This is a genomic window from Streptosporangium sp. NPDC006013 (assembly GCF_040614275.1).
GTDB lineage: Bacteria > Actinomycetota > Actinomycetes > Streptosporangiales > Streptosporangiaceae > Streptosporangium.
This window is the reverse complement of sequence record NZ_JBEXUE010000032.1, coordinates 1-18,908: the sequence shown is the minus strand read 5'-3', so window position 1 is coordinate 18,908 and position 18,908 is coordinate 1. Positions and strand designations below refer to the sequence as shown.

At 70.9% G+C, this 18,908-nt stretch carries 16 protein-coding genes and 2 pseudogenes; 11 read left to right on the top strand and 7 right to left on the bottom strand.

Annotation, left to right across the window (positions count from 1 at the left end; all coding sequences use genetic code 11):
• Window positions 1–110: 110 nt before the first annotated feature.
• From ABZ260_RS07760 to ABZ260_RS07750, 3 genes are all read left to right on the top strand, one after another.
• A complete protein-coding gene (locus tag ABZ260_RS07760) occupies window positions 111–1,169 on the top strand; it encodes an LLM class flavin-dependent oxidoreductase (RefSeq protein WP_355614065.1) in 1,059 nt (352 codons plus the stop codon).
• A gap of 73 nt (window positions 1,170–1,242) precedes the next feature.
• Window positions 1,243–2,754 (top strand): AMP-binding protein, encoded by a 1,512-nt coding sequence (locus ABZ260_RS07755; RefSeq protein ID WP_355614063.1) that lies wholly within the window; start codon window positions 1,243–1,245, stop codon window positions 2,752–2,754.
• Window positions 2,755–3,061: 307 nt separating this feature from the next.
• Window positions 3,062–4,447, top strand: coding sequence for a GH1 family beta-glucosidase (locus ABZ260_RS07750; protein WP_355614061.1), 1,386 nt, complete (start codon window positions 3,062–3,064; stop codon window positions 4,445–4,447).
• Between the two features lie 59 nt (window positions 4,448–4,506).
• On the opposite strand, the gene ABZ260_RS07745 is transcribed toward ABZ260_RS07750, so the two are convergent.
• The 3 genes from ABZ260_RS07745 to ABZ260_RS07735 all read right to left on the bottom strand — a co-directional run bounded on the left by ABZ260_RS07745 (window position 4,507) and on the right by ABZ260_RS07735 (window position 7,807).
• Window positions 4,507–5,139 carry a ThuA domain-containing protein gene (locus ABZ260_RS07745; protein ID WP_355554895.1) on the bottom strand — a complete coding sequence of 211 codons (633 nt, stop codon included), beginning with the start codon at window positions 5,137–5,139 and terminating at the stop codon, window positions 4,507–4,509.
• Between the two features lie 211 nt (window positions 5,140–5,350).
• Complete coding sequence (locus ABZ260_RS07740; protein WP_355614059.1) at window positions 5,351–6,580, bottom strand: ROK family transcriptional regulator; 1,230 nt, start codon at window positions 6,578–6,580, stop codon at window positions 5,351–5,353.
• 303 nt (window positions 6,581–6,883) lie between these two features.
• The gene (locus ABZ260_RS07735) at window positions 6,884–7,807 is read right to left on the bottom strand and encodes a cyclase family protein (RefSeq protein ID WP_350952245.1); all 924 of its coding nucleotides are present in this window, start codon (window positions 7,805–7,807) and stop codon (window positions 6,884–6,886) included.
• Window positions 7,808–7,828: 21 nt separating this feature from the next.
• Between ABZ260_RS07735 and ABZ260_RS07730 the strand changes: the two are divergent.
• A pseudogene (locus ABZ260_RS07730) lies at window positions 7,829–8,566 on the top strand (serine hydrolase domain-containing protein); the annotation flags it as partial.
• Here ABZ260_RS07730 and ABZ260_RS07725 read toward each other — a convergent pair.
• Window positions 8,546–10,624, bottom strand: a pseudogene (locus tag ABZ260_RS07725) (ATP-dependent DNA helicase); the annotation flags it as partial. The pseudogenes ABZ260_RS07730 and ABZ260_RS07725 overlap by 21 nt on opposite strands.
• 298 nt (window positions 10,625–10,922) lie before the next feature.
• On the opposite strand from ABZ260_RS07725, the gene ABZ260_RS07720 reads away from it, so the two are divergent.
• From ABZ260_RS07720 to ABZ260_RS07710, 3 genes are all read left to right on the top strand, one after another.
• Entirely contained in the window at window positions 10,923–11,246 is a 324-nt protein-coding gene (locus tag ABZ260_RS07720) for a zinc ribbon domain-containing protein (RefSeq protein WP_355614056.1), read from the top strand.
• A 335-nt stretch (window positions 11,247–11,581) separates the two neighbouring features.
• Window positions 11,582–12,847 (top strand): hypothetical protein, encoded by a 1,266-nt coding sequence (locus tag ABZ260_RS07715; protein ID WP_355614054.1) that lies wholly within the window; start codon window positions 11,582–11,584, stop codon window positions 12,845–12,847.
• Between the two features lie 179 nt (window positions 12,848–13,026).
• Window positions 13,027–14,610, top strand: a complete 1,584-nt coding sequence (locus ABZ260_RS07710; RefSeq protein ID WP_355614052.1) for a Na+/H+ antiporter — start codon at window positions 13,027–13,029, stop codon at window positions 14,608–14,610.
• 6 nt (window positions 14,611–14,616) lie between these two features.
• Here the strand turns inward: ABZ260_RS07710 and ABZ260_RS07705 are convergent, their stop codons facing one another.
• Window positions 14,617–15,042: a hypothetical protein gene (locus tag ABZ260_RS07705; protein WP_355614050.1), complete on the bottom strand. Its 426-nt coding sequence runs from the start codon at window positions 15,040–15,042 to the stop codon at window positions 14,617–14,619.
• A gap of 113 nt (window positions 15,043–15,155) precedes the next feature.
• The gene (locus tag ABZ260_RS07700; protein WP_355614048.1) at window positions 15,156–15,413 is read right to left on the bottom strand and encodes a UBP-type zinc finger domain-containing protein; all 258 of its coding nucleotides are present in this window, start codon (window positions 15,411–15,413) and stop codon (window positions 15,156–15,158) included.
• 132 nt (window positions 15,414–15,545) lie between these two features.
• Here ABZ260_RS07700 and ABZ260_RS07695 point away from each other — a divergent pair, with 132 nt between their 5' ends.
• From ABZ260_RS07695 to ABZ260_RS07685, 3 genes are all read left to right on the top strand, one after another.
• On the top strand, window positions 15,546–15,947 hold the full coding sequence (locus ABZ260_RS07695; protein WP_355564858.1) for a hypothetical protein: 402 nt from the start codon (window positions 15,546–15,548) through the stop codon (window positions 15,945–15,947).
• A gap of 69 nt (window positions 15,948–16,016) precedes the next feature.
• Window positions 16,017–16,358, top strand: coding sequence for a DUF202 domain-containing protein (locus ABZ260_RS07690; RefSeq protein ID WP_350916199.1), 342 nt, complete (start codon window positions 16,017–16,019; stop codon window positions 16,356–16,358).
• Entirely contained in the window at window positions 16,355–16,687 is a 333-nt protein-coding gene (locus tag ABZ260_RS07685; RefSeq protein WP_355614046.1) for a DUF202 domain-containing protein, read from the top strand. Before ABZ260_RS07690 ends, ABZ260_RS07685 begins: the two co-directional genes overlap by 4 nt.
• 358 nt (window positions 16,688–17,045) lie before the next feature.
• Here the strand turns inward: ABZ260_RS07685 and ABZ260_RS07680 are convergent, their stop codons facing one another.
• Window positions 17,046–18,167: a ferritin-like domain-containing protein gene (locus ABZ260_RS07680; RefSeq protein ID WP_355614044.1), complete on the bottom strand. Its 1,122-nt coding sequence runs from the start codon at window positions 18,165–18,167 to the stop codon at window positions 17,046–17,048.
• A gap of 93 nt (window positions 18,168–18,260) precedes the next feature.
• Here ABZ260_RS07680 and ABZ260_RS07675 point away from each other — a divergent pair.
• Window positions 18,261–18,908: TetR/AcrR family transcriptional regulator C-terminal domain-containing protein (locus ABZ260_RS07675; RefSeq protein WP_355614042.1), on the top strand; the 648-nt coding region annotated here is incomplete at its 3' end.

Genomic DNA, 18,908 nt, shown 5'->3' with positions numbered 1-18,908 from the left:
GGAGGCGGAGAACTGGTACGCTTCCCAAGCGAGCGCTTGGTTTCGTGCGGCCCGCCGCAACCGAGACCGCGGAACGGGACAGACGGAGACGACCGCCAGGGGACAAGCCGATGAAGTTCTCGACCTTCCACCTCTTCCACCGGTTCGACGGCCAGAGCTTCAAGGATGTCTACGACTACCATCTCGAACTGGTCGAGCTGGCCGAGGAGCTGGGTTTCCACGGCGTGCGGCTGGCCGAGCACCACTTCCGCGACTACGGAGTGGTCCCGAACCTGTTCACCATGCTGGCCGCCATGGCCGCGCGCACCGAGCGGCTCCGGCTGGGCACCGGCATCGTGGTGCTGCCGCTGCACAACCCGATCCACGTCGCCGAGGAGGCGGCCATGGTGGACGTGCTCTCCGGCGGGCGGCTGGAGCTGGGCATCGGGCGCGGCTACCAGAGCTTCGAGTTCGAGGGCTTCGGCATCGACCTGGCCGAGGCCCGTGACCGGTTCAACGAGGCGCTGGAGGTCATCCTCGGCCTCTGGGGCAGCCCCACCTTCCGGCACGAGGGCAAGTTCTACCGGACCGGCACCGAGGTCGAACTCGCCCCCCGGCCGCTGCAGACCCCGTTCCCGCCGATCCATGTGGCCGCCGTGTCCCCGGAGACCGTGACCATGTACGCCGAGCGCGGCCTGCCCATCCTGGCCGACCCGGCGGCGCCGTTCCGCAAGGTGGTCAAGGCGGCGGAGACCTGGCGGACGACCGCGGAACTGGCCGGGCACGACGTGACCGGGCACGAGCTGGTGGTCGCGCGCAGCGTCTACGTCGCCGCCACGGCGGAGGCGGCCCGCGAGGACCAGGCCAGGTTCGAGGCGGGGTTCGACCGGAGCCGGATCTTCAACGAGAAGAGCGCCCCGATCGACCCCAGGACCGGCAAGGCCGCGCAGGGCTTCGAGTACTACCAGGACCGCTACCTCAAGGGCGGCTCGGTCTCCAACGACTTCCGCTGGGAGCAGCTGGAGGTCATCGGCGACCCCGAGCGGGTGATCGGCCAGATCCGGCTGCTGCGGGACGCCGGATTCGCCAACCTGCTCTGCGACTTCGGCAGCACCAGGCCGATGCCGCTGGCGGAGATGAGGAAGGTCATGCGGTTCTTCGCCGACGAGGTCATGCCGGCTTTCGAATGATCCGTCCCCGTACGGCTCGCACCGGCCGAGGCGGGAGGTCGCGGGCCGTACGCCACCCCCACCAGGAGGCGCGATGATCCACCAGTTGACCCTGTCCGACGTCCTCGCCGAACACGCCCGCAGCCGCCCCGGGGTGACCGCGGTGGTGGACGGCGAGTTGCGGCTCACCTACCCCGAACTGGACGCGCGGGTCACCCGCCTGGCGGGCGCGCTGGCCGCGCGGGGCGTGACGGCCGGGGAGCGGGTGCTCTGGCTGGGCAGAAACGACCACGCGGTGCTCGAACTACTGCTCGCCTCGTCCCGGCTCGGCGCGATCCTCTGCCCGGCGAACTGGCGGCAGTCGGCCGAAGAGCTCTCCTTCGTCCTTTCGGACCTCGCTCCGAAGGTCGTCGTCTGGGAGGAGTCGGAGGTCGCCGCCCCGCTGAGCGGCGAGGACTGGATCCTCGCGGGGGCGGGCTACGAGGCGTTCCTGGCCGGCGGGTCCCCGGACGCCGTACCGGACGGGTTCGCCGACGACGCCGCCGACGACGCCGACGACACGGCGCCGGTGCTCGCGCTCTACACCGCCGCCTTCGACGGCCGTCCCAACGCGGCGCTGCTCAGCAGCGCCGCCCTGGTCGCGCACAGCGCCTCACTGCTGGTGGTGCGGCAGATGGAGCCGGGCTTCACCTTCCTGAACAGCGGCCCGCTGTTCCACGTGGGCACGATGATGTTCTGCCTGGCCACGCTACAGATCGGCGGGACGAACGTGTTCACGCCGGCTTTCGACCCCGAGGAGGTCTGCCGCCTCGTCGACGCGGAGAAGGTCACCCAGGCGTTCCTGTTCGGGCAGATGATCGACGCGGTGGTGAAGGCCAACGAGGGTGGCAAGTACGACCTGACGTCGCTCCGCTTCGTCTCCCACTCGGCCGAGTGGGACGCCATGACGAGCGTGGACGACTCCCCCTGGTGCCGGTCGAGGATGGGCGGCTACGGGCAGACGGAGGTGGCCGGGATGCTGACCTTCCTGGGGCTCGCCCCGGGGGCCGCGGGGTTCGCCGGACGGCCGTCACCGTTGGTCCAGGTGCGCATCCTCGCCCCTGACGGCGACGAGGTGCCCGCGGGAGAGGTGGGCGAGATCTGCGCCCGCGGCAAGTCCCTTTTTTCCGGATATTTCAATAGACCTGAGCTCAACGAGGCGAAGACGCGCGGGGGCTGGCACCACACCGGCGACCTCGGCCGCCGCGAGGCCGACGGCACGATCACCTTCATCGGCCCCCGGCTCCGCATGATCAAGTCCGGCAACGAGAACATCTACCCGGCCGAGGTCGAGCGGGTGCTGAAGACCCATCCCGCCGTCGCCGACGCCGCGGTCATCGGCGTCCCCGACGAGCGGTGGCGGCAGGCGGTGAAGGCCGTCGTGGTCCTCGGGGACGGGGCCACGGCCTCCGCCGAGGAGATCGTCGAGCATGTGCGGGGCGGCCTCGCCTCATACAAGAGGCCACGGCACGTGGACTTCGTGGCGGCCATTCCCAAGAAGGGCTTCACCCCCGACTACGACGCCCTCGACGCCGCCCACGGCGGGGGCGGCTACCCCGGCACCTGACGGTCCACCCCGGTCCCGCACGGTCCGCGACGAGAGCCGGCTCCCGGGAGCCGGCTCTCGTCGGCCGTTCCGGCACGATCGGAATCGTCCACGGCCTGGGCACGACTCGGTAACTCCACCTTGACGCAGACGGAGTTTTTCCCCTTAAATTTCATTATGAATTAAGCCTCAAAGTTGAGCAGCCACCACTCCCCTCGGGCGCCCACAGAGCGCGGGAGGGTGGAACGGCGCCCCTGCCACCGATCGTCGACCTGACGCCGCCCGGCAGGCGACCCATCCGCGTAACCACGCAAGGAGCGATCAAGGGATGACCCAGACCGACGACCGGACCGGCACCGGCCTGGCCCTGTTCCCCCCCGGTTTCCGCTGGGGGGTCGCCACCGCGGCCTACCAGATCGAGGGCGCCGCCGCGGAGGACGGACGCACTCCCTCCATCTGGGACACCTTCGCCAGGACCCCCGGCCGGGTGCACCTCGGGCAGACCGGCGACATCGCCTGTGACCACTACCACCGCTACGCCGACGACGTGGCCCTCATGCGGGACCTCGGCATCGACACCTACCGCTTCTCCGTCTCCTGGCCCCGGATCAGGCCCGACGGCACGGGACCGGTGAACCCCCTCGGCCTCGACTTCTACGACCGGCTGACGGACACCCTGCTGGCCGCCGGCATCGAGCCCATGACCACCCTGTACCACTGGGACCTGCCGCAGTGCCTGGAGGACCGGGGCGGCTGGACCGTGCGGGAGACCGCCCACCACTTCGCCGAGTACGCCGGAGCGGTGTACGACCGGCTCGGAGACCGGATCAGGACCTGGACCACGCTCAACGAGCCGTGGTGCTCGGCCTTCCTCGGGTACGCCACCGGCGATCAGGCGCCCGGCAGGACCGAGCCGGACGCGGCCTTCCGCGCGGCGCACCACCTGCTGCTCGGCCACGGTCTGGCGGCCCGCGCCCTGCGCGCGGCGGGAGCCCGAGAGGTCTCGATCACGGTCAACCTCACCCCGGTGTCCCCCCGTGACCCGCAGGACCGGCACGACGTCGCGGCGGCCGGGCTCGTCGACGGCCTGCACAACCGGATCTTCCTCGACCCGATCCTCAACGGCCGCTACCCCGCCGACATGCTGGAGCACATGGCCCGCTTCACCACTCTGGAACACATCGCCGACGGCGACGAGGAGCTGATCGGCGCCCCGATCGACCTGCTGGGAGTCAACTACTACGCGCCGACCCTCGTCGCGGCGAAGGTGGGCACGCCCTCCTCGAACCGCTTCCCCGGCACCGAGGGCGTCGAACACCTCGACCCCGACCTGCCGGTGACCGCCATGGGCTGGCCCGTCGAGGCCGACGGCCTGCGCAGGCTCCTGGTGCGGCTGGCGCGGGACTATCCCACCACCCCGCTGATGATCACCGAGAACGGGGCGGCCTACCACGACTCCGCCGAGGACGGCCGGGTGGCCGACGCCGAGCGCGTCGACTACCTGCGCACCCATCTGCTCGCCGCCCACCAGGCGATCGGCGAGGGAGCCGACCTGCGCGGTTACCTGGCCTGGTCGCTGATGGACAACTTCGAGTGGGCGTACGGCTACGAGAAGCGGTTCGGGCTGGTCCACGTCGACTACGACACCCAACGGCGCATCCCCAAGGACAGCGCCCTGTGGTACAGCGGTGTCATCGGCAGGAACGGGATCTGAGGCGACGTTCCCCGCGCCCCCATCCCCGAGGGAGGCGCGGGGAACGTCGCGTCAGGCGGTCACCGGCCGGCCCAGATCAGGCCGCGCCGGGTGAGTTCGTACACGGTGGGATGCCGCAGGTCCGCGAGCCGGTGGCCGACAGCGGAGAAGAAGACCTTTCCCCTCCCCCACCTGCGGGTCCAGACGACCGGCATGACGGTTTCCGGTGCGGCGAACCGCGTGGTGGCGAGAACCTCGTTGTGTGCGTCGGTGAGCATCCAGTACTGCTCGGTCTCGACGGTGAAGTCGTCCAGCCCGGCGACGATCGGGTGGTCGGCGCGCGCGGGGTCGATGACGACGTCGTAGCTGAGGAAGTCCTCGGGGTGGTGCAGGAAGAGCCCGCCGACCATCCGCAGGTAGTCATGGCTGCCGTCGAAGGTGGCCACCAGGCCACCGTGCCAGCCGGCGAAGCCGGTACCCGCGCGGACCGCGGCCACCAGCCCCGCCTCCTGCTCCCGGGTCAGGGTGCCGCCCGTCCAGCACTGCACGACCAGGTCGGTCCCGGCCAGCAGCGGCCGGTCGGCGTAGACCTCCAGGTCGTCGGCGACGGTCACCGAGAAGCCGGCGGCGGCCAGTTCGGGGATGAACAGCTCGGTCGCCTCGACGGGGACGTGCCCCTCCCAGCCGCCACGGACGACCAGCGCCCTCCTCATCGGCGGCCCGCCCGGCCGCTCGCCCGGCGCTCACCCGACGACGGCCTTCCCCCGCGGGGCGCGGCGCGTCCGGAGGCGGCGCCCTGGAACGTCCCGTCGATGTGCGCCCCGTCCACAGTCGTTCCCCTCGTCGCCACTCTTAGTACAGAACGCAAAATAAGTGCTGGGCGGGACGGCGTCAACAGCCGCGGCGCCCGGCGCCGGAGACCGGTCAGCCGTGCGCGGGCCCGGCCTCCCGCGCCGGGGTCTCGCCCCGCCCCGCGGGGCGCACCGCGTGGCTGCGCAGCAGGAAGTCCTCGACGACCAGGGTGGCCGCGCCCAGGGCGACCGCCTCGGGACCGAGCCGGCCCAGCTCGATCGACGCCTGCGAGAAGGGCAGCGGCAGGGCGTACCTGGCGGCGGCGGCACGGATCTCGGCAAGGAACTCCCGCCCGAGCAGGGACCCGGCCCAGCCGCCGAGGATGACACGCTCGGGGTTGAACAGGTTGATGAGGTTGGCCAGCCCCGCCCCGAGGCAGCGGACGGCCTCCTCGAACGCGGGCCTGGCCAGCGGATCGGCGAGAAGCGCGGCGAAGACGCTCTCCTCGTCGTCGTCCCCCAGGTCCCTGCCCGCGCCGGCGAGGATCGCCTCGGCGCCGACGTACGCCTCCAGGCAGCCCTGACTGCCGCAGCGGCAGGGGCGCCCGTCGAGGACGATCTTCGTATGGCCCCACTCCCCCGCGCCGTTCGCCGTTCCCCGGTAGGTGACGCCGCCGTTGATGATGCTCGCCCCGGCGCCGGTACCGATGAAGGTCATGACCAGGTGCTGGGCGCCCTTGCCCGCCCCGAACCAGAGCTCGGCCTGGCCGGTGGTCTTGACCCCGTTGTCGGCGAAGACCGGGATCGAGGTGCCCTCGCGCAGCAGCGCGCCCAGCGGTACGCCGTCCCAGCCGAACGCGCGGGCGTGGATGAGCAGGTCGGGCCCCTGCTCGGCGACACCCGGGACGCCCAGCCCCATGCCGAGCACCTCGGACTCGTCCGCCCCCGCCTCCGACAGGACCGCCTCCAGCCCGTCGAGGATGTGACGGGCCACCACGGCGGGCTCGTGGTGGCTCGGGTCGAGGGCGAACTCCTTCCGCGCCCGCTCCTTCATCGCCAGGTCGTACAGCTCGACGCGGACGCGGGTCTCCCCGACCCCCACCCCGACCACGTATCCGTACGAGGGGTCGACCCTGAGCATGATCCGCGGGCGCCCGCCGTCGGAGTCGACGGAACCGGTCTCGACCACGATGCCGTCCGCGATGAGGTCGCCGATCACGTTGCTGACCGTCGCGGCGCTGAGACCGGTCGTCTGGGCCAGGTCGTGCCTGCTCAGCTCGTTGGCGAAATACAACGTCCACAGGACCACGGACCGGTTGCCCTTCCGCACATCACGGAGGGTCCCCCGCTGTGGACGGCTCATGCTTCTCCCCGGGGAAGTAATTTCAAATGTTAGTACAACTACTACTCTAGCCACTCGCGGCCAATGCTCATCGAGCACACTCCTGCCCGGCGAGGCGCGCCGCACCCGCATCGGGCGCGAGGAGAGTTTCCCAGGTCGCACGGGGAATCGCCACGTCCGGCACGGCCCCTCGGAACCGTCTCGAAGGCGCCGATCCGCCCGGTGCGCTCCCGGGCGGATCGGGTCAGGACGGCGACGGCCAGGACGGCGACGGCCAGAAGGCGAGGTTGTGGTCGGCGGCGTAACGGCCACCGGGCGCCGCTCTCAGAGGATCGCCAGCGGGTTGATCGGGCTTCCCGTGCCCCCCTCGATCCTCAGCGGGGCCGCGACGAAGACGAAGTCCCCGCCGCCGCGGCCGGCACAGGCCGCGCCCAGTTCCTCCAGCGAGAGCATCTCGGCCAGGTGGATGCCGTGCCGCCAGAGCAGGATCAGGTGCAGATCGTCCGCCAGGTCCTCGTCGGCGAGCTGGCGGGCGTTGAGGCCCCCGATGGCGGCGTTGTCCGAGGCGACCACGGCGACGTCGCGGGCGGCGAGCCACCTGCCGCCGTCCGCGGACAGGCCCGGCTGGCCCGCCCAGTAGTCCTGCGGCGAGCCCTCCCAGACCAGGGGCCAGCCGGTGCGGACCACCGCCACGTCGCCGGGGCGCACATCGTCGTGGATCTCCGCCAGCAGGTCGCCGGAGACGCGGAAGTCCACCGGCAGGTGGTCGAGGCCGAGATGGCGGGGGACGTCGAAGAGCACCCCCCGGGCGACGACGCCGCCCGCGGTCTCGATGCCGCAGCGGGTGGCCCCGTAGGACCTGACCCTGGCGGCGGGGTGCCCGTTGTAGAGCTCCTCCCCCGCCCACATGTGGCAGAGCGCGTCCATATGAGTCGTGGTGCCGTGGTGGGTGACCATCAGGGCGTCGTCGGCCATCCGCAGCCCGGCCCCGATCGGGCGGGTGCCGGCCGCGTAGTCGCCGCCGTCCACGGACATGAAGTGCTGCGGCAGCGGGCGGCCCCGCAGGTGCGGAACCGTCGTGGGGGCGGGCGAGGAGGTGGCGCCCCTGATCGGCATGGCCAGGCTGATCACCTGGCCGGTGACGGCGGAGGCGAGGGCGGCCAGGACCGTGCCGGGGGTCAGCAGGTTGAGGGTGCCACGCTGGTCTCCTGGGCCGAAGCGGCCCCAGTTGTTAGGCTCGGCTACCAAGCAAGTGCTCACTTTCTAAGGATGCGGGGACGGACGATGACTGCGGACGGTGTGATCGAGGGTCGGGCGGACACGTACGGGCACTGCGACCCCCGCTTCTCCCGGGTGCGGGAGGTGTTCGAAGCGCACTTCACCGGCGGCGAGGAACTGGGCGCGGCGTTCGCGGTCTTCCTGGACGGCGAACCCGTCGTGGACCTGTGGGGCGGGGTCGCCGACCGCCACAGCGGGCGGCCCTGGGAGCGTGACACCCCCGTGCTGGCGTACTCGTGCACCAAGGCGGTGACCGCGACGGTCGCGCTGCTGCTGGCCGAGCGGGGCCTGCTCGACATCGCCGCCCCGGTCGCGGACGTCTGGCCGGAGTTCGCGCGGCACGGCAAGGAGCGCGTCACCGTCGGACACCTGCTCACCCACCAGGCGGGGCTGCCCGTGATCGAGGAGCAGATCCCGGTGGAGGAGTTCGGCGACCAGGCCGCCATCGCGGACCGGCTGGCCGGCCAGGCGCCGATCTGGGAGCCGGGCACCGCGCACGGCTACCACGCGCTGACGTACGGGTTCCTGGTCGGCGAGGTGGTCCGCAGGGTGTCGGGCGGCTCCGTGGGCGAGCTGGTGGCCGCGGAGATCTCCGGGCCGCTCGATCTGGATCTCCAGGTCGGCGCCGGCGACGACGTGATCGAGCGGGCGGCCCGGCTGTCCGCCCGGGAGCGCGCGAAGCCCTCCGCCCCGGCGCCCGCCGAATCCGCTGAGGCGTTTGAGGGCGCTGCGGACCTTCGCCGGGTCGTTCGTGGGCCAGAAGGGCGGCAGGGAGTCGCGCAGGAACCCGGCGTAGCGGGCCGTCGCCAGCCGCGGGTCCAGCACCGCGACCACACCCTTGTCGTGCTGGCTGCGGAGCAGGCGGCCCGCGCCCTGTGCGAGGAGCAGCGCGGCGTGGGTGGCGGCGACCGACATGAACCCGTTGCCGCCCTTGGCGGCCACATGGCGCTGGCGGGCGGAGCTGAGCGGGTCGTCCGGACGGGGGAAGGGGATGCGGTCGATGATGACCAGGCGCAGCGAGGGGCCGGGGACGTCGACGCCCTGCCAGAGGGAGAGCGTGCCGAACAGGCAGGTCGGCTCGTCCTCGGCGAACTGCTTGACCAGCAGCATCGTGGAGTCGTCGCCCTGGCAGAGCAGCGGCACGCTCAACCGGTCGCGCAGGGCTTCGGTGGCCGCCTTGGCGGCCCGCATCGAGGAGAACAGACCGAGAGTGCGGCCCCCCGCGGCTTCGATCAGCTCGGTGATCTCGTCGATATAGGCCTCGGGCAGGCCGTCACGGCCCGGCTGGGGCAGGTGCTTGGCGACGTAGAGGATGCCGCTGCGGGGGTGGTCGAAGGGAGAGCCGACGTCGATGCCGTTCCAGCCGGCCCGGCTCTTGCCGGCCTTCTTCCCGGACTTGGGGGTGGCGCGCTCCTCGCCCGTCTCGTCCTCCTCGGCCGGCTTCCCGCCGCCCTCGGCGCCAAGGCCCCACTGGCGGGCCAGCCCGTCGAAGGCGCCGCCCAGGGCGAGCGTGGCCGAGGTCAGGATGACCGTACGGTCGCCGAAGAGCCTGTCGCGGAGCATGCCCGCCACGGTCAGCGGCGCCACCCGCAGCAGGGGCGGCCGCCGGTCGGTGCCCGCCTCCAGCCAGACCACCTCGGCCCGGTCGATCTCCTCGGCGTGGCCGAAGGCGTCGAGCATGCGCTGCGCGGTGTCGTGCACCTCGTCCAGGGAGGTGAAGGCCGCCTTGCGCAGTCCCGCGCCCTCCGGGTCGTCCTTGTCGCCGGTGCGCGGGCCCAGGGCGGTGATGCACGCCCACGCCGAGTCGCGGATCAGGGCGAGCGTCAGCCCGAGCACGTCGGGAAGCTCGTCGAGGCGCCCGGCGGGGGCGGCGGCGAGGAGGGCCCTGAGGTCCTCTCCGGCCTCCATGAGCCGGTCGGCCAGGTGCTGCTCGATGAGCTTGCCGACCCGCCGCACGGCCACCGTGACCATGGTCTCCGACAGCTCGCCGCTGACCACCGAGGTGACGCGGTCGACCAGCTCGTGAGCCTCGTCGACCACGACCACCTCGTGCTCGGGCAGGAGCGGGAAGTCCTCCATCGCGTCGATGGCGAGCAGCGCGTGGTTGGTCACGACCACGTCGGACTCGCCGGCGCGGGCGCGGGCCAGTTCGGCGAAGCACTCCATGCCACTCGGGCAGCGCGTGGCTCCCAGGCACTCCCTGGCGCTGACCGAGAACTGGCGCCAGGCCTGCTCGTTGACGCCGGGGACCAGCTCGTCGCGGTCACCGGTCTCGGTCTCGTTCGACCACTCCTGGATGCGCTGGACCATCCGGCCCGTCGCGTTGACCTCCCGGGGGTCGAAGAGCTGGTCCTGCTCCTCGTCGGGCCACCCCGCGCTCGCCTTGTAGCGGCACAGGTAGTTGCGGCGGCCCTTGAGGATCGCGAACGTGGGCTCGTGCGGCAGCTGCGGGGCGAGGGCCTTGGCGAGGCGGGGCAGGTCGCGGTCGACGAGCTGGCGCTGGAGCGCGATGGTGGCGGTGGAGACGACCACGGCTCCCTTGGAGGTCATCGCGTGCCTGATCGAGGGGATCAGGTAGGCCAGCGACTTGCCGGTGCCGGTGCCCGCCTGGACGGCCAGGTGGTCGCCCGACTCGATCGCGTGCTGCACCGCCCTCACCATGGTGATCTGTCCGGGGCGTTCGACCCCGCCCACCGCCTCGACGGCGGTGCTCAGCAGGTCCTCAACCGGGGGAATGTCCACCTTTGAGGAGACGTCTTCGGGAGCGGTGATGGAGTCGGTCGGCACGACAGCCAACCGTACCGGCTCGCTCCGACAAGCGTGGCGGCTCCGGCGGGAGCGGTGCGCCCCGCCTTCCTCGGTCCTGTCGTGATCCACCGGGCTGACTCCGGGAGGCCGACACCTCCAGTTGGTGATCCACGTGTCGCAGGTCCTGCTCCCGGTTCGGAAAGACGACCCGCCGGACCCTTCCGGACTTTCCTTCTAGTGGTCGTCGGAATCACCGGGTGGAGGTCCCGTCGTTCACGGCGGGGAGGAAACGCGGAAAACGGTGCCGTCCGGTGGCGGTGAGTGACAGACTCGGTGCGTGCTGGTGACGGAAATGCTCAAGCTCGCGCCCTCGCCTGAGCAGGGGCAGGGGCAGCGTGCCGACCTGCACTCGTGGGGTTTCCATCGACTGGGGACGTTCGTGACGTACAAAGCGGTTTCGGCCGGGGTGGCGGTGCGGCCGGTGGATTCGCGTAACACCTCCCGTACCTGCCCGGGGGGCGGCCACATCGACAAACGGAATCGTCCTACCCGGGATGACTTTCGTGGTGTTTCGTGCGGGCTCGCCGGCCTGGCGGATTACTTCGCGGCGATCAATATCGGTCGCCGGGCAGTGCGTCACGCTGCCGGCGACGCGGCCTGAACCGTCGAATCCATCGACGGCGGGAAACTGCGGGCTCGGCCCCCAGGGCCGAGAAGCTGACCTGGGCGTATGGCCTTCCCCTTGTGAGGGTCAAGCCTGGGGGGACATCTGGGCCCTGAAGCAGGTTCCCCCGCCCTTGAGCTTACGCTCGGATATAGTCCCCTTTAGGTGTTCTATTGCGTACCCTTTGCTCGTTAGGCGGTGACCGAGAGTGATGGTCGGCGTGACGGTGTCCGCCGCGATTGCACCGCGATTGCACCGCGTGAGGTGCGATTGCCCTGCAAAGTCCCTGCTCGAACTGGATGTTTGGGGCGTTTGAGTACATTATGTCCTCCATGTCGGAAGTTGTCCCGTTGCCGTCGTTCGGCGAGGTGTTCTTTGACGAGCGTGGCCAGGAGCGGGTGCTCCGGGTCACCTGGCACGAAGGCACGCTGGTGCTGAGCCTGTGGCGTGGCGAGATGTGCACCGCGAGTTTCCGCATGCCCATGAACGACGTGGGGCGGCTGGTCGACACCCTTGACGAGGGCTTCGTCCAAGCCGGTGGGCAGTACCCCGACGAGGTGGGCGAGCCCGTTCACACCGAGCAGCGCCCCCACGCCGAACAGCAGATCCACAGTGAGTATCCCGGCACCGGTCAGTACGCCAGACCTCGGCCCGAGGACTACGCCCAGCCCCAGCAGTATCCCGACCCGGCCGGTCATGTCCCCATGCCGGACGAGCCCCGCCAGGCCGCCACGCTCGGGCCGAACGACGTGCTCGTCGCGCGGGGAGTGGTGCCTCCGCCGGATCGACCCGACTGGTCTCAGGATCGGATGGCGCCGGGGCACGGCTCCGCCGACGCCGTGCCGCGCGAGAACATGATCGTGAACGACGCCCTGCCCTACGGGCAGCCGCAGTCCTTCGATCCGCTCGGTACGGGCCCGGTGCCCGGCGAGGCCGCCTACCAGATGCCGGGCGACCGCTACCCGCCCGCGCAGCAGCCCGCTCCGTACGGCGCCCAGCAGCCGGACCCCTACGGCACGCCCGCGCAGCAGCCCGCCGACCGGTTCGGCGCCCAGCAGCCCGATCCGTACGGCGTGCCGCCCCAGCAGCGGCCCGTCGATCCGTTCGCGTCGCACGCCGACCAGTTCCCCAACCCCGCCCGCCGGCCGGATCCCGACCCCTACGGGCAGGGGCAGCAGAACTCGACGGACCCCTTCGGGTTCGCCGCCCAGCAGCAGGCCGGGGGCCACGGGACCCAGCAACCCGACCCGTACGGCTACCCGGCCCCCGCTCAGCCGGATCCCTACGCGTTCGGCACCGCGCAGCCGCACCAGGCCGGTCACCCCGCCGACCTCCGAGACCTGTACGGCTCGCCACCCGCCTACCCGCAGCAGGACGTCGATCCGTCCGACCCGCTGGGCCTGGGAGGCCAGTCCGCACCCGACCAGAGGCTGCCGCGCCCCTACCTCCAGGACCCGCCGCACTCCACGGGCGAGAGACTCCGCCCCGAACAGGGCTACGACGACCGGTACGACCGCCGTCGTGACGAGCACCAGTACGACGACAGGCGCCGCGAGGGACGGCGCCGCGACGACCGGGAAGAACGCCGGGAGTGGTGACTCTCCAGGGGAGGTGAGTTCCCCGGAGGCGGGTTCCGTCGTGTCCCGGGCACAAGATCCACGTCCGGGGTAACGTCGTTCTGTCCGCCGGGGGTGAAACCCGGCGCTCCGCTGTCCCGGGTGGTTCGCGAGGCGCGCGGGGGCACGGAAGCCGATCGATCCCTATCGGGCGGGGTGGCGTGGACCAGTCGACCGTGGTGCAGACACTGGCCGTGTCCGTCCTCGGCATCGCGGTGGCCGCGGTCGCCAGGCGCAGGGGGTGGCCGGCGCCGCTGCTGCTGGTGCTCGCGGGCCTGGTGCTGTCGCCCCTCTTCCCCGAGTACGAGCTCGACTCCGACCTGGTCCTGCTGGTCTTCCTGCCCCCGCTGCTCTACTCGGCGGCGGTCGACAGCTCCTACCTGAGGCTCAAGGACTTCCGCAGGCCGATCGGGCTGCTCTCGATCGGCCTGGTGCTGTTCACCACGCTGGTCATCGGGTGGATCACCCACCTGCTCCTGCCCGAGCTGCCGCAGGCCGCCGCGTTCGCGCTGGGCGCGATCGTGGCCCCGCCCGACGCGGTCGCCGCCGTCGCCGTGGCCCGCAGGCTCGGGCTGCCCCGCAAGACGGTCACCATCCTGGTGGGGGAGAGCCTGTTCAACGACGCCACCGCGCTCACCGCCTACCGGGTGGCGGTCGCGGCCGCGCTGGGAGGGGGCATCACCTGGCCGGAGGTCACCGCCGACTTCGCCCGGTCCGCGGTGGGCGGCGTGCTGATGGGCCTCGGGCTCGCCTGGATCCTGGCCCGGGTGCTGATCCGGTTGCGCGACCCGCTCATCGAGAACACCGTCATGCTGCTCGTCCCGTTCGCCGTCTACCTGGCGGCCGAGAGCGTGCACGTCTCCGGTGTGATCGTCGTGGTGATCGTCGGGCTCTACATCGGCCATCGCCTGCCCAGGGCGGGCTTCAGTACCCGGCTGCTGTCCGAGGCGGTCTGGCGGGTCCTCGGGTTCTTCCTGGAGACGATCGTCTTCGCGCTGATCGGCCTGCAGTTCTGGCCGATCATGAGAGGGCTGGAGTGGGCCAACCCGTGGAAGCTCGCCGGGATGGCGCTGGTCGTCTTCGCCGCCGTGGTGGTCACCAGGGCGCTCTGGGTCGTGCCCAGCCTCTACCTGCCCCGGATGCTGTCCGCGAAGATCCGCGAGAGCGAGCCCCACGCGCCGTCCTGGAAGCAGGTGACCATCGTGAGCTGGGCGGGCATGCGCGGAGTGGTCTCCCTCGCCGCGGCCTTCGCCATTCCGCAGACCCTGCAGGGCCGCGACCTGCTGCTCTTTCTCACCTTCTCGGTGGTGATCGGCACCCTCCTGGTCCAGGGCCTGACGTTCCCGGCGCTGATCCGCAGGTTGAAGATCTCCAACGAGCGGGAGATCTACACCGACAACCTGGCCGAGGCGGCCGCCCAGCAGGCGGCCACCTCCGCCTCGCTGGCCCGGCTGGACGAGCTGGTGGGCGAGGGCGTCGACGAGGTCTATCGGGAGGTCGTCGACCAGCTCAGGGCACGCGCCGAGCGCCGTACCCTCGCCGCCTGGGAGCGACTGGGCAGTGGCACGGGACCACAGGGGGAGGAGACGCCCAGCACGGTCTACCGGCGGCTCCGCCGTGAGATGCTGGCGGTCGAGCGCGAGGTTTTCGTACGCCTCCGCGACGAGCGGCGCATCGACGACGAGGTGCTCCGCCGGGTTCTCCACGAGATCGACTTCGAGGAGGCCATTCTGGAGCGCGACTAGCCTCTGTCAGCCGCCCTGGGTGTAGACGGTCTTCCACCGCGAGCACCGCCCGGCCGGCCGTGCGGAGGTGCCCCGGCAAGTCCTCGCCTTGATCTGCAGGACCCCGCCGACGTTCTTGCGGAACGTTCCCGGGCCGGGAACGCAGTTGTAGTAGGACGCCGTGTGCCACCGTCCGTTCCGAGCGCTCAGGTAACGTATCTGGGCCCACGCGCAGCCCGAGCCACGGGTGTCCTCCAGCGTGCCGTACACGACGAGGCCCGACTGGCCGACGGCGACCTTGCCCCAGGCCGCGGCGAGCCCATCGGTGGAGTGCAGGGGGCCCCATTTCCAGACCGTGGGGGCGGCGGTGGAGGCCAGCGCCGGGGCCGAACCACCGAGAGCGAGCGCCGCGGCGGTGGTCAGGCCGAGCAGGACACGAAGACCGGTACGCATGGAGGGGTTCCAAACTCTTGAACATCGTTACATGTCAAGAGATAGGCCCTCGCGCTTGGAAAAGACTTGCGGCTGACATCCCCGCGGGGTGGAGGATACCCCGCTGCCGCCGGTCAGCCGATGATTTTGTCCACGTAGCACCACCGCCAGTCCTCGCCCGGTTCGAACGAGGCGACGACCGGATGGCCGATCACCGTCGCGTGGGCGGTGGCGTGCTTGTTGGGAGAGGAGTCACAGCAGCCGATGTGCCCGCAGGACAGGCACTTGCGCAGGTGAACCCAGCGATCTCCGGTCGCGAGGCACTCCTCGCACCCCTGCGGTGTGCGTGGCGCCGGGTCCTGGGCCTGCGCGAGATGTTGACAGATCTGCATGGTCTCCCCTTCGTTCGAACACTGACGATCGTACGGCCGGAGCCGCGGTGCGGCCTCCAACGCCTCGCAGTCCGGGTAACGAGCCGGTACGACAGGCGCCTGCCGCACCGGGTCGTTGGGTAGGGTCTGGGCATGCGACCCCTTCCGCGACGAATCCCCGCCCTCGCCGCCTCAGCGCTCGCCGCCGCTCTGATCACCACCGGTTGCTCAGAGATCCAGGAGGTGAGCCAGGGTATCGACAAGGCACAGCAGTGCGTGCAGGCCGCGGGCATCGTCACCGAGACCGTCTCGAAGGTCTCCGGCCTGCTCAACGACCCCGCCGCGATGGAGCAGGCGCTGAAGGACGGGGGCGCCAAGCTGGGCGACCTGGCCGACAAGGCGGCCAACACCTCGCTGAAGGAGGCGGCCGACGGCGTCTCCAACACCCTGGAGGGCTTCAACGTCCCCGATGCCAACAGCGCCATCGACACCGCGCAGAAGGTGGCGACCGACTCGGTGCGGTGGGTCGAGCAACTGACCAACGCCTGCGGATAGCCCTCACCTGCGGGGGCTCCGTCAACCCGGGTTCTCTATGGGGAATGTGGCTGAAATAGCGTCGTTCTCATGAAGCCTCCGGAGCGTGAACCGGACCCCCGGTTCACCCTTGCCAACGAACGCACCTACCTGACCTGGCTGAGCACATCGCTCGCGCTGAGCGCGGGCGGTGTGGCCATGGCCGCGGTCTCCGCCGATGTCTTCGTCCCCTGGATGCGGACCCTGCTCGCGGTGGTCCTGGTGTCGTTGTCAGCTCTGGCGGCCGCGATGGCCTACCCCCGCTGGCGTCGTGTCCAGCACGCTCTGCGCAACTCCGCCCCGCTGCCGCCTCCCGCCCTCGCGCCCCTGTTCGGATACGGCGTGGCGACGGTCGCGGTGCTCGCCCTGATCCTCATTCTGCTGTCGCGATGAACAGCCCCTGGGACGAGGGCCTGCAGAGCGAGCGGACCCAGCTCGCCTGGATACGTACCAGCGCCATGCTGGCCGTCACCGCCCTGGCCGGTGCGGGCATCGCCCTGCGCGCCGGCACGCCCCTGATAGCGATCGTCCCCTTCGTTCCGGCCCTGCTCTGCGCCGGCCTCCTGCTGACCCACACGGGCATCCGTTTCCGCCGCGTCCAGGAGGCGCTCCACCAGAGCCGTCCCCTCGACAACCGGGCCGACGCCCTCATCGCCTGGCTCGGTACCCTTGCCACCGCGGCCGGAGCCATCGCCTTCGTGCTGGCGAGGTTCGGAAAGTAGGGACCTCGCGGCGGATGATCCGTCCGGCCGCCCGGCGCCGATCTCGGCGCACCTCGTCGCGAGCTGCGGGCCGTCCGCGCCGACCGGCCCCTCGGCCTGCCGCCGGGGCCCTTGCCCGACCGGATCGAGGCGGAGACGAACCAGCGCGCCGCGTGGCCGTACGAGATCCTGACCACCCGTGACCGGCGGGCCCTGCTGCCCGGCCGGGGCGTCCCCGGCCCGCCGTGCGGCCGTGAAACGGCCCGGCCGGCACCGGAGGCGCCCCGTGAACCGGATCGGGCTCGGTGTCGAGGGCCGGGTCCGGTGCCGGGCCGGACCAGGGCCGGACCAGGGCCGGATCAGGTCCGGTGGGGGCCGGTCAGGGGCGGGGGTCGCCGCCGAGGGCGACGGTCTCGGCGACCTCCGCGTGGCGCTCGGCCTCCTCGGCGGCGAACCGCTCGGTGTCGAGCTTCTCGGCGATGTCCTCGTCCTGCCGCATCAGCGCATCCAGGCTCTGGCCCGCCATGTCCAGCACGCCCATGTCGGCGTAGGCCTGCTGCAGGCGGGGGCTCCACAGCCCGATGTCCTTGACACAGGGAACGATGCGGCTGAAAAGCAGCGAGCGGAACAGCTTGAGATATTGGGATTTGTCAACGGATTCCATGGCATCGGCGACCTCGGCCTTGTTCAGGCCCAGGTTCTCCCAGGTCTCCTGGCCGCGCAGCCGGTCGCGCATCAGGTAGCAGCCCTCGATGACGAAGTCCTCGCGCTCGCGCAGCTCCGACTCGCTGAGCTGGCGGTAGTGGTCGCGCAGCGCCATCCGGCCGAAGGCCACGTGCCTGGCCTCGTCCTGCATCACGTAGGCGAGGATCTGCTTGGGCAGCGGCTTGGTGGTGATGTCGCGCATCACGCCGAAGGCGGCCAGGGCGAGGCCCTCGATGAGCACCTGCATACCGAGGTAGGGCATGTCCCAGCGGGAGTCGCTCAGCGTGCTGTCGAGCAGCGACTTCAGGTGCGGGTTGATGGGGTAGGCCAGCCCCACCTTCTCCTGGAGGAAGCGGGCGTAGGTCTCGGCGTGGCGGGCCTCGTCCATGGTCTGGGTGGCGGCGTAGAACTTGGAGTCGAGGTCGGGGACCGACTCCACGATCCTGGCCGAGCAGATCATCGCGCCCTGTTCCCCGTGCAGGAACTGGGAGAACTGCCAGGAGGCGCCGTGCAGGCGCACCTCCTTGCGCTGCTTTTCGTCCATCCGCTCCCAGAGCGGGGTGCCGTGGATCGCGATGGTCTCGTCGGGGACGCCGAGCACGTTGTACGGGTCGACCTCCAGGTCCCAGTCGATGCGTTTGACCGAGTCCCACTGCTTGTCCTTGCCCTTCTGGTAAAGGGCGAGCATGCGGTCCCTGCCGTTGTCGTACTCCCAGGTGAAGCGGGCGGCTCCGGCCGCCTCGACGTCCCACGTGGAAAGCTCGGCGGGGATGGTGTAGAGATCGTGTGTCGACATGCGGCCTCCAGAGACGTACACCGTACGTACGCAACGAGCGTGCCACGTACACTGTACGTACGTCAATGGAACCAATGAGGGGACAATGGTCATATGCCTGCCGAGCCACTGTCCCGAGCGCGCATCGTCGCCACGGCGATCGACCTGATCGAGCGGGAGGGTGCCGACGCGGTGTCCATGCGCGCGATCGCCGCCGAACTGGGTGTGGGCGTGATGTCGCTCTACAACCATGTGCCGAACAAGGAGGCGCTGCTGGACGCGGTGGCCGAGACCGTGCTGTCGCAGATCGAGTTCACCGACGACCCGGACGCCGAATGGACCGACCGGGTGCGCATGCAGGCGCTGGCCTTCCGGCAGATCGCGCATCACTACCCGCGGTGCACGATGGTGGTGGTCAGCCGCCAGCTCCGTTCCACCGCCGGGCTGCTCCCGGTGGAGCGGGCGCTGGCCACGCTGCGCGGCGCGGGCTTCGGGGGCGACGAGGCGGTGCGCGCCCTGCGGGTGTTCATCGCCTACATCGTGGGCTCGCTGCTGAGGGAGGTCGGGGTGACCCCGACGTTCGCCCCGGTGCACCGATCCGACGTCCGCGTCAGCGAGGTCGACCCCCTGCTGTTCCCACAGGTCGGTGAGCTGGCTCCGGCACTCCACGAGTGCGACCACGAGGCGGAGTTCGCCTTCGGCCTCGAACTGCTCATCCAGGCGATGGCCCTGCACCGCCGTAGGGGATCTGCCAGACGTGGG

What these genes read in the sequence shown, in the direction of transcription:
- ABZ260_RS07750 (WP_355614061.1), top strand. Translation starts at nt 3,062, where the DNA reads ATGACCCAGACCGACGACCGGACCGGCACCGGCCTGGCCCTGTTCCCC.
- ABZ260_RS07715 (WP_355614054.1), top strand. Translation starts at nt 11,582, where the DNA reads ATGTCGGAAGTTGTCCCGTTGCCGTCGTTCGGCGAGGTGTTCTTTGAC.
- ABZ260_RS07760 (WP_355614065.1), top strand. Translation starts at nt 111, where the DNA reads ATGAAGTTCTCGACCTTCCACCTCTTCCACCGGTTCGACGGCCAGAGC.
- ABZ260_RS07685 (WP_355614046.1), top strand. Translation starts at nt 16,355, where the DNA reads ATGAACAGCCCCTGGGACGAGGGCCTGCAGAGCGAGCGGACCCAGCTC.
- ABZ260_RS07745 (WP_355554895.1), bottom strand. Translation starts at nt 5,139, where the DNA reads ATGAGGAGGGCGCTGGTCGTCCGTGGCGGCTGGGAGGGGCACGTCCCC.
- ABZ260_RS07740 (WP_355614059.1), bottom strand. Translation starts at nt 6,580, where the DNA reads ATGAGCCGTCCACAGCGGGGGACCCTCCGTGATGTGCGGAAGGGCAAC.
- ABZ260_RS07690 (WP_350916199.1), top strand. Translation starts at nt 16,017, where the DNA reads ATGAAGCCTCCGGAGCGTGAACCGGACCCCCGGTTCACCCTTGCCAAC.
- ABZ260_RS07680 (WP_355614044.1), bottom strand. Translation starts at nt 18,167, where the DNA reads ATGTCGACACACGATCTCTACACCATCCCCGCCGAGCTTTCCACGTGG.
- ABZ260_RS07755 (WP_355614063.1), top strand. Translation starts at nt 1,243, where the DNA reads ATGATCCACCAGTTGACCCTGTCCGACGTCCTCGCCGAACACGCCCGC.
- ABZ260_RS07700 (WP_355614048.1), bottom strand. Translation starts at nt 15,413, where the DNA reads ATGCAGATCTGTCAACATCTCGCGCAGGCCCAGGACCCGGCGCCACGC.
- ABZ260_RS07705 (WP_355614050.1), bottom strand. Translation starts at nt 15,042, where the DNA reads ATGCGTACCGGTCTTCGTGTCCTGCTCGGCCTGACCACCGCCGCGGCG.
- ABZ260_RS07695 (WP_355564858.1), top strand. Translation starts at nt 15,546, where the DNA reads ATGCGACCCCTTCCGCGACGAATCCCCGCCCTCGCCGCCTCAGCGCTC.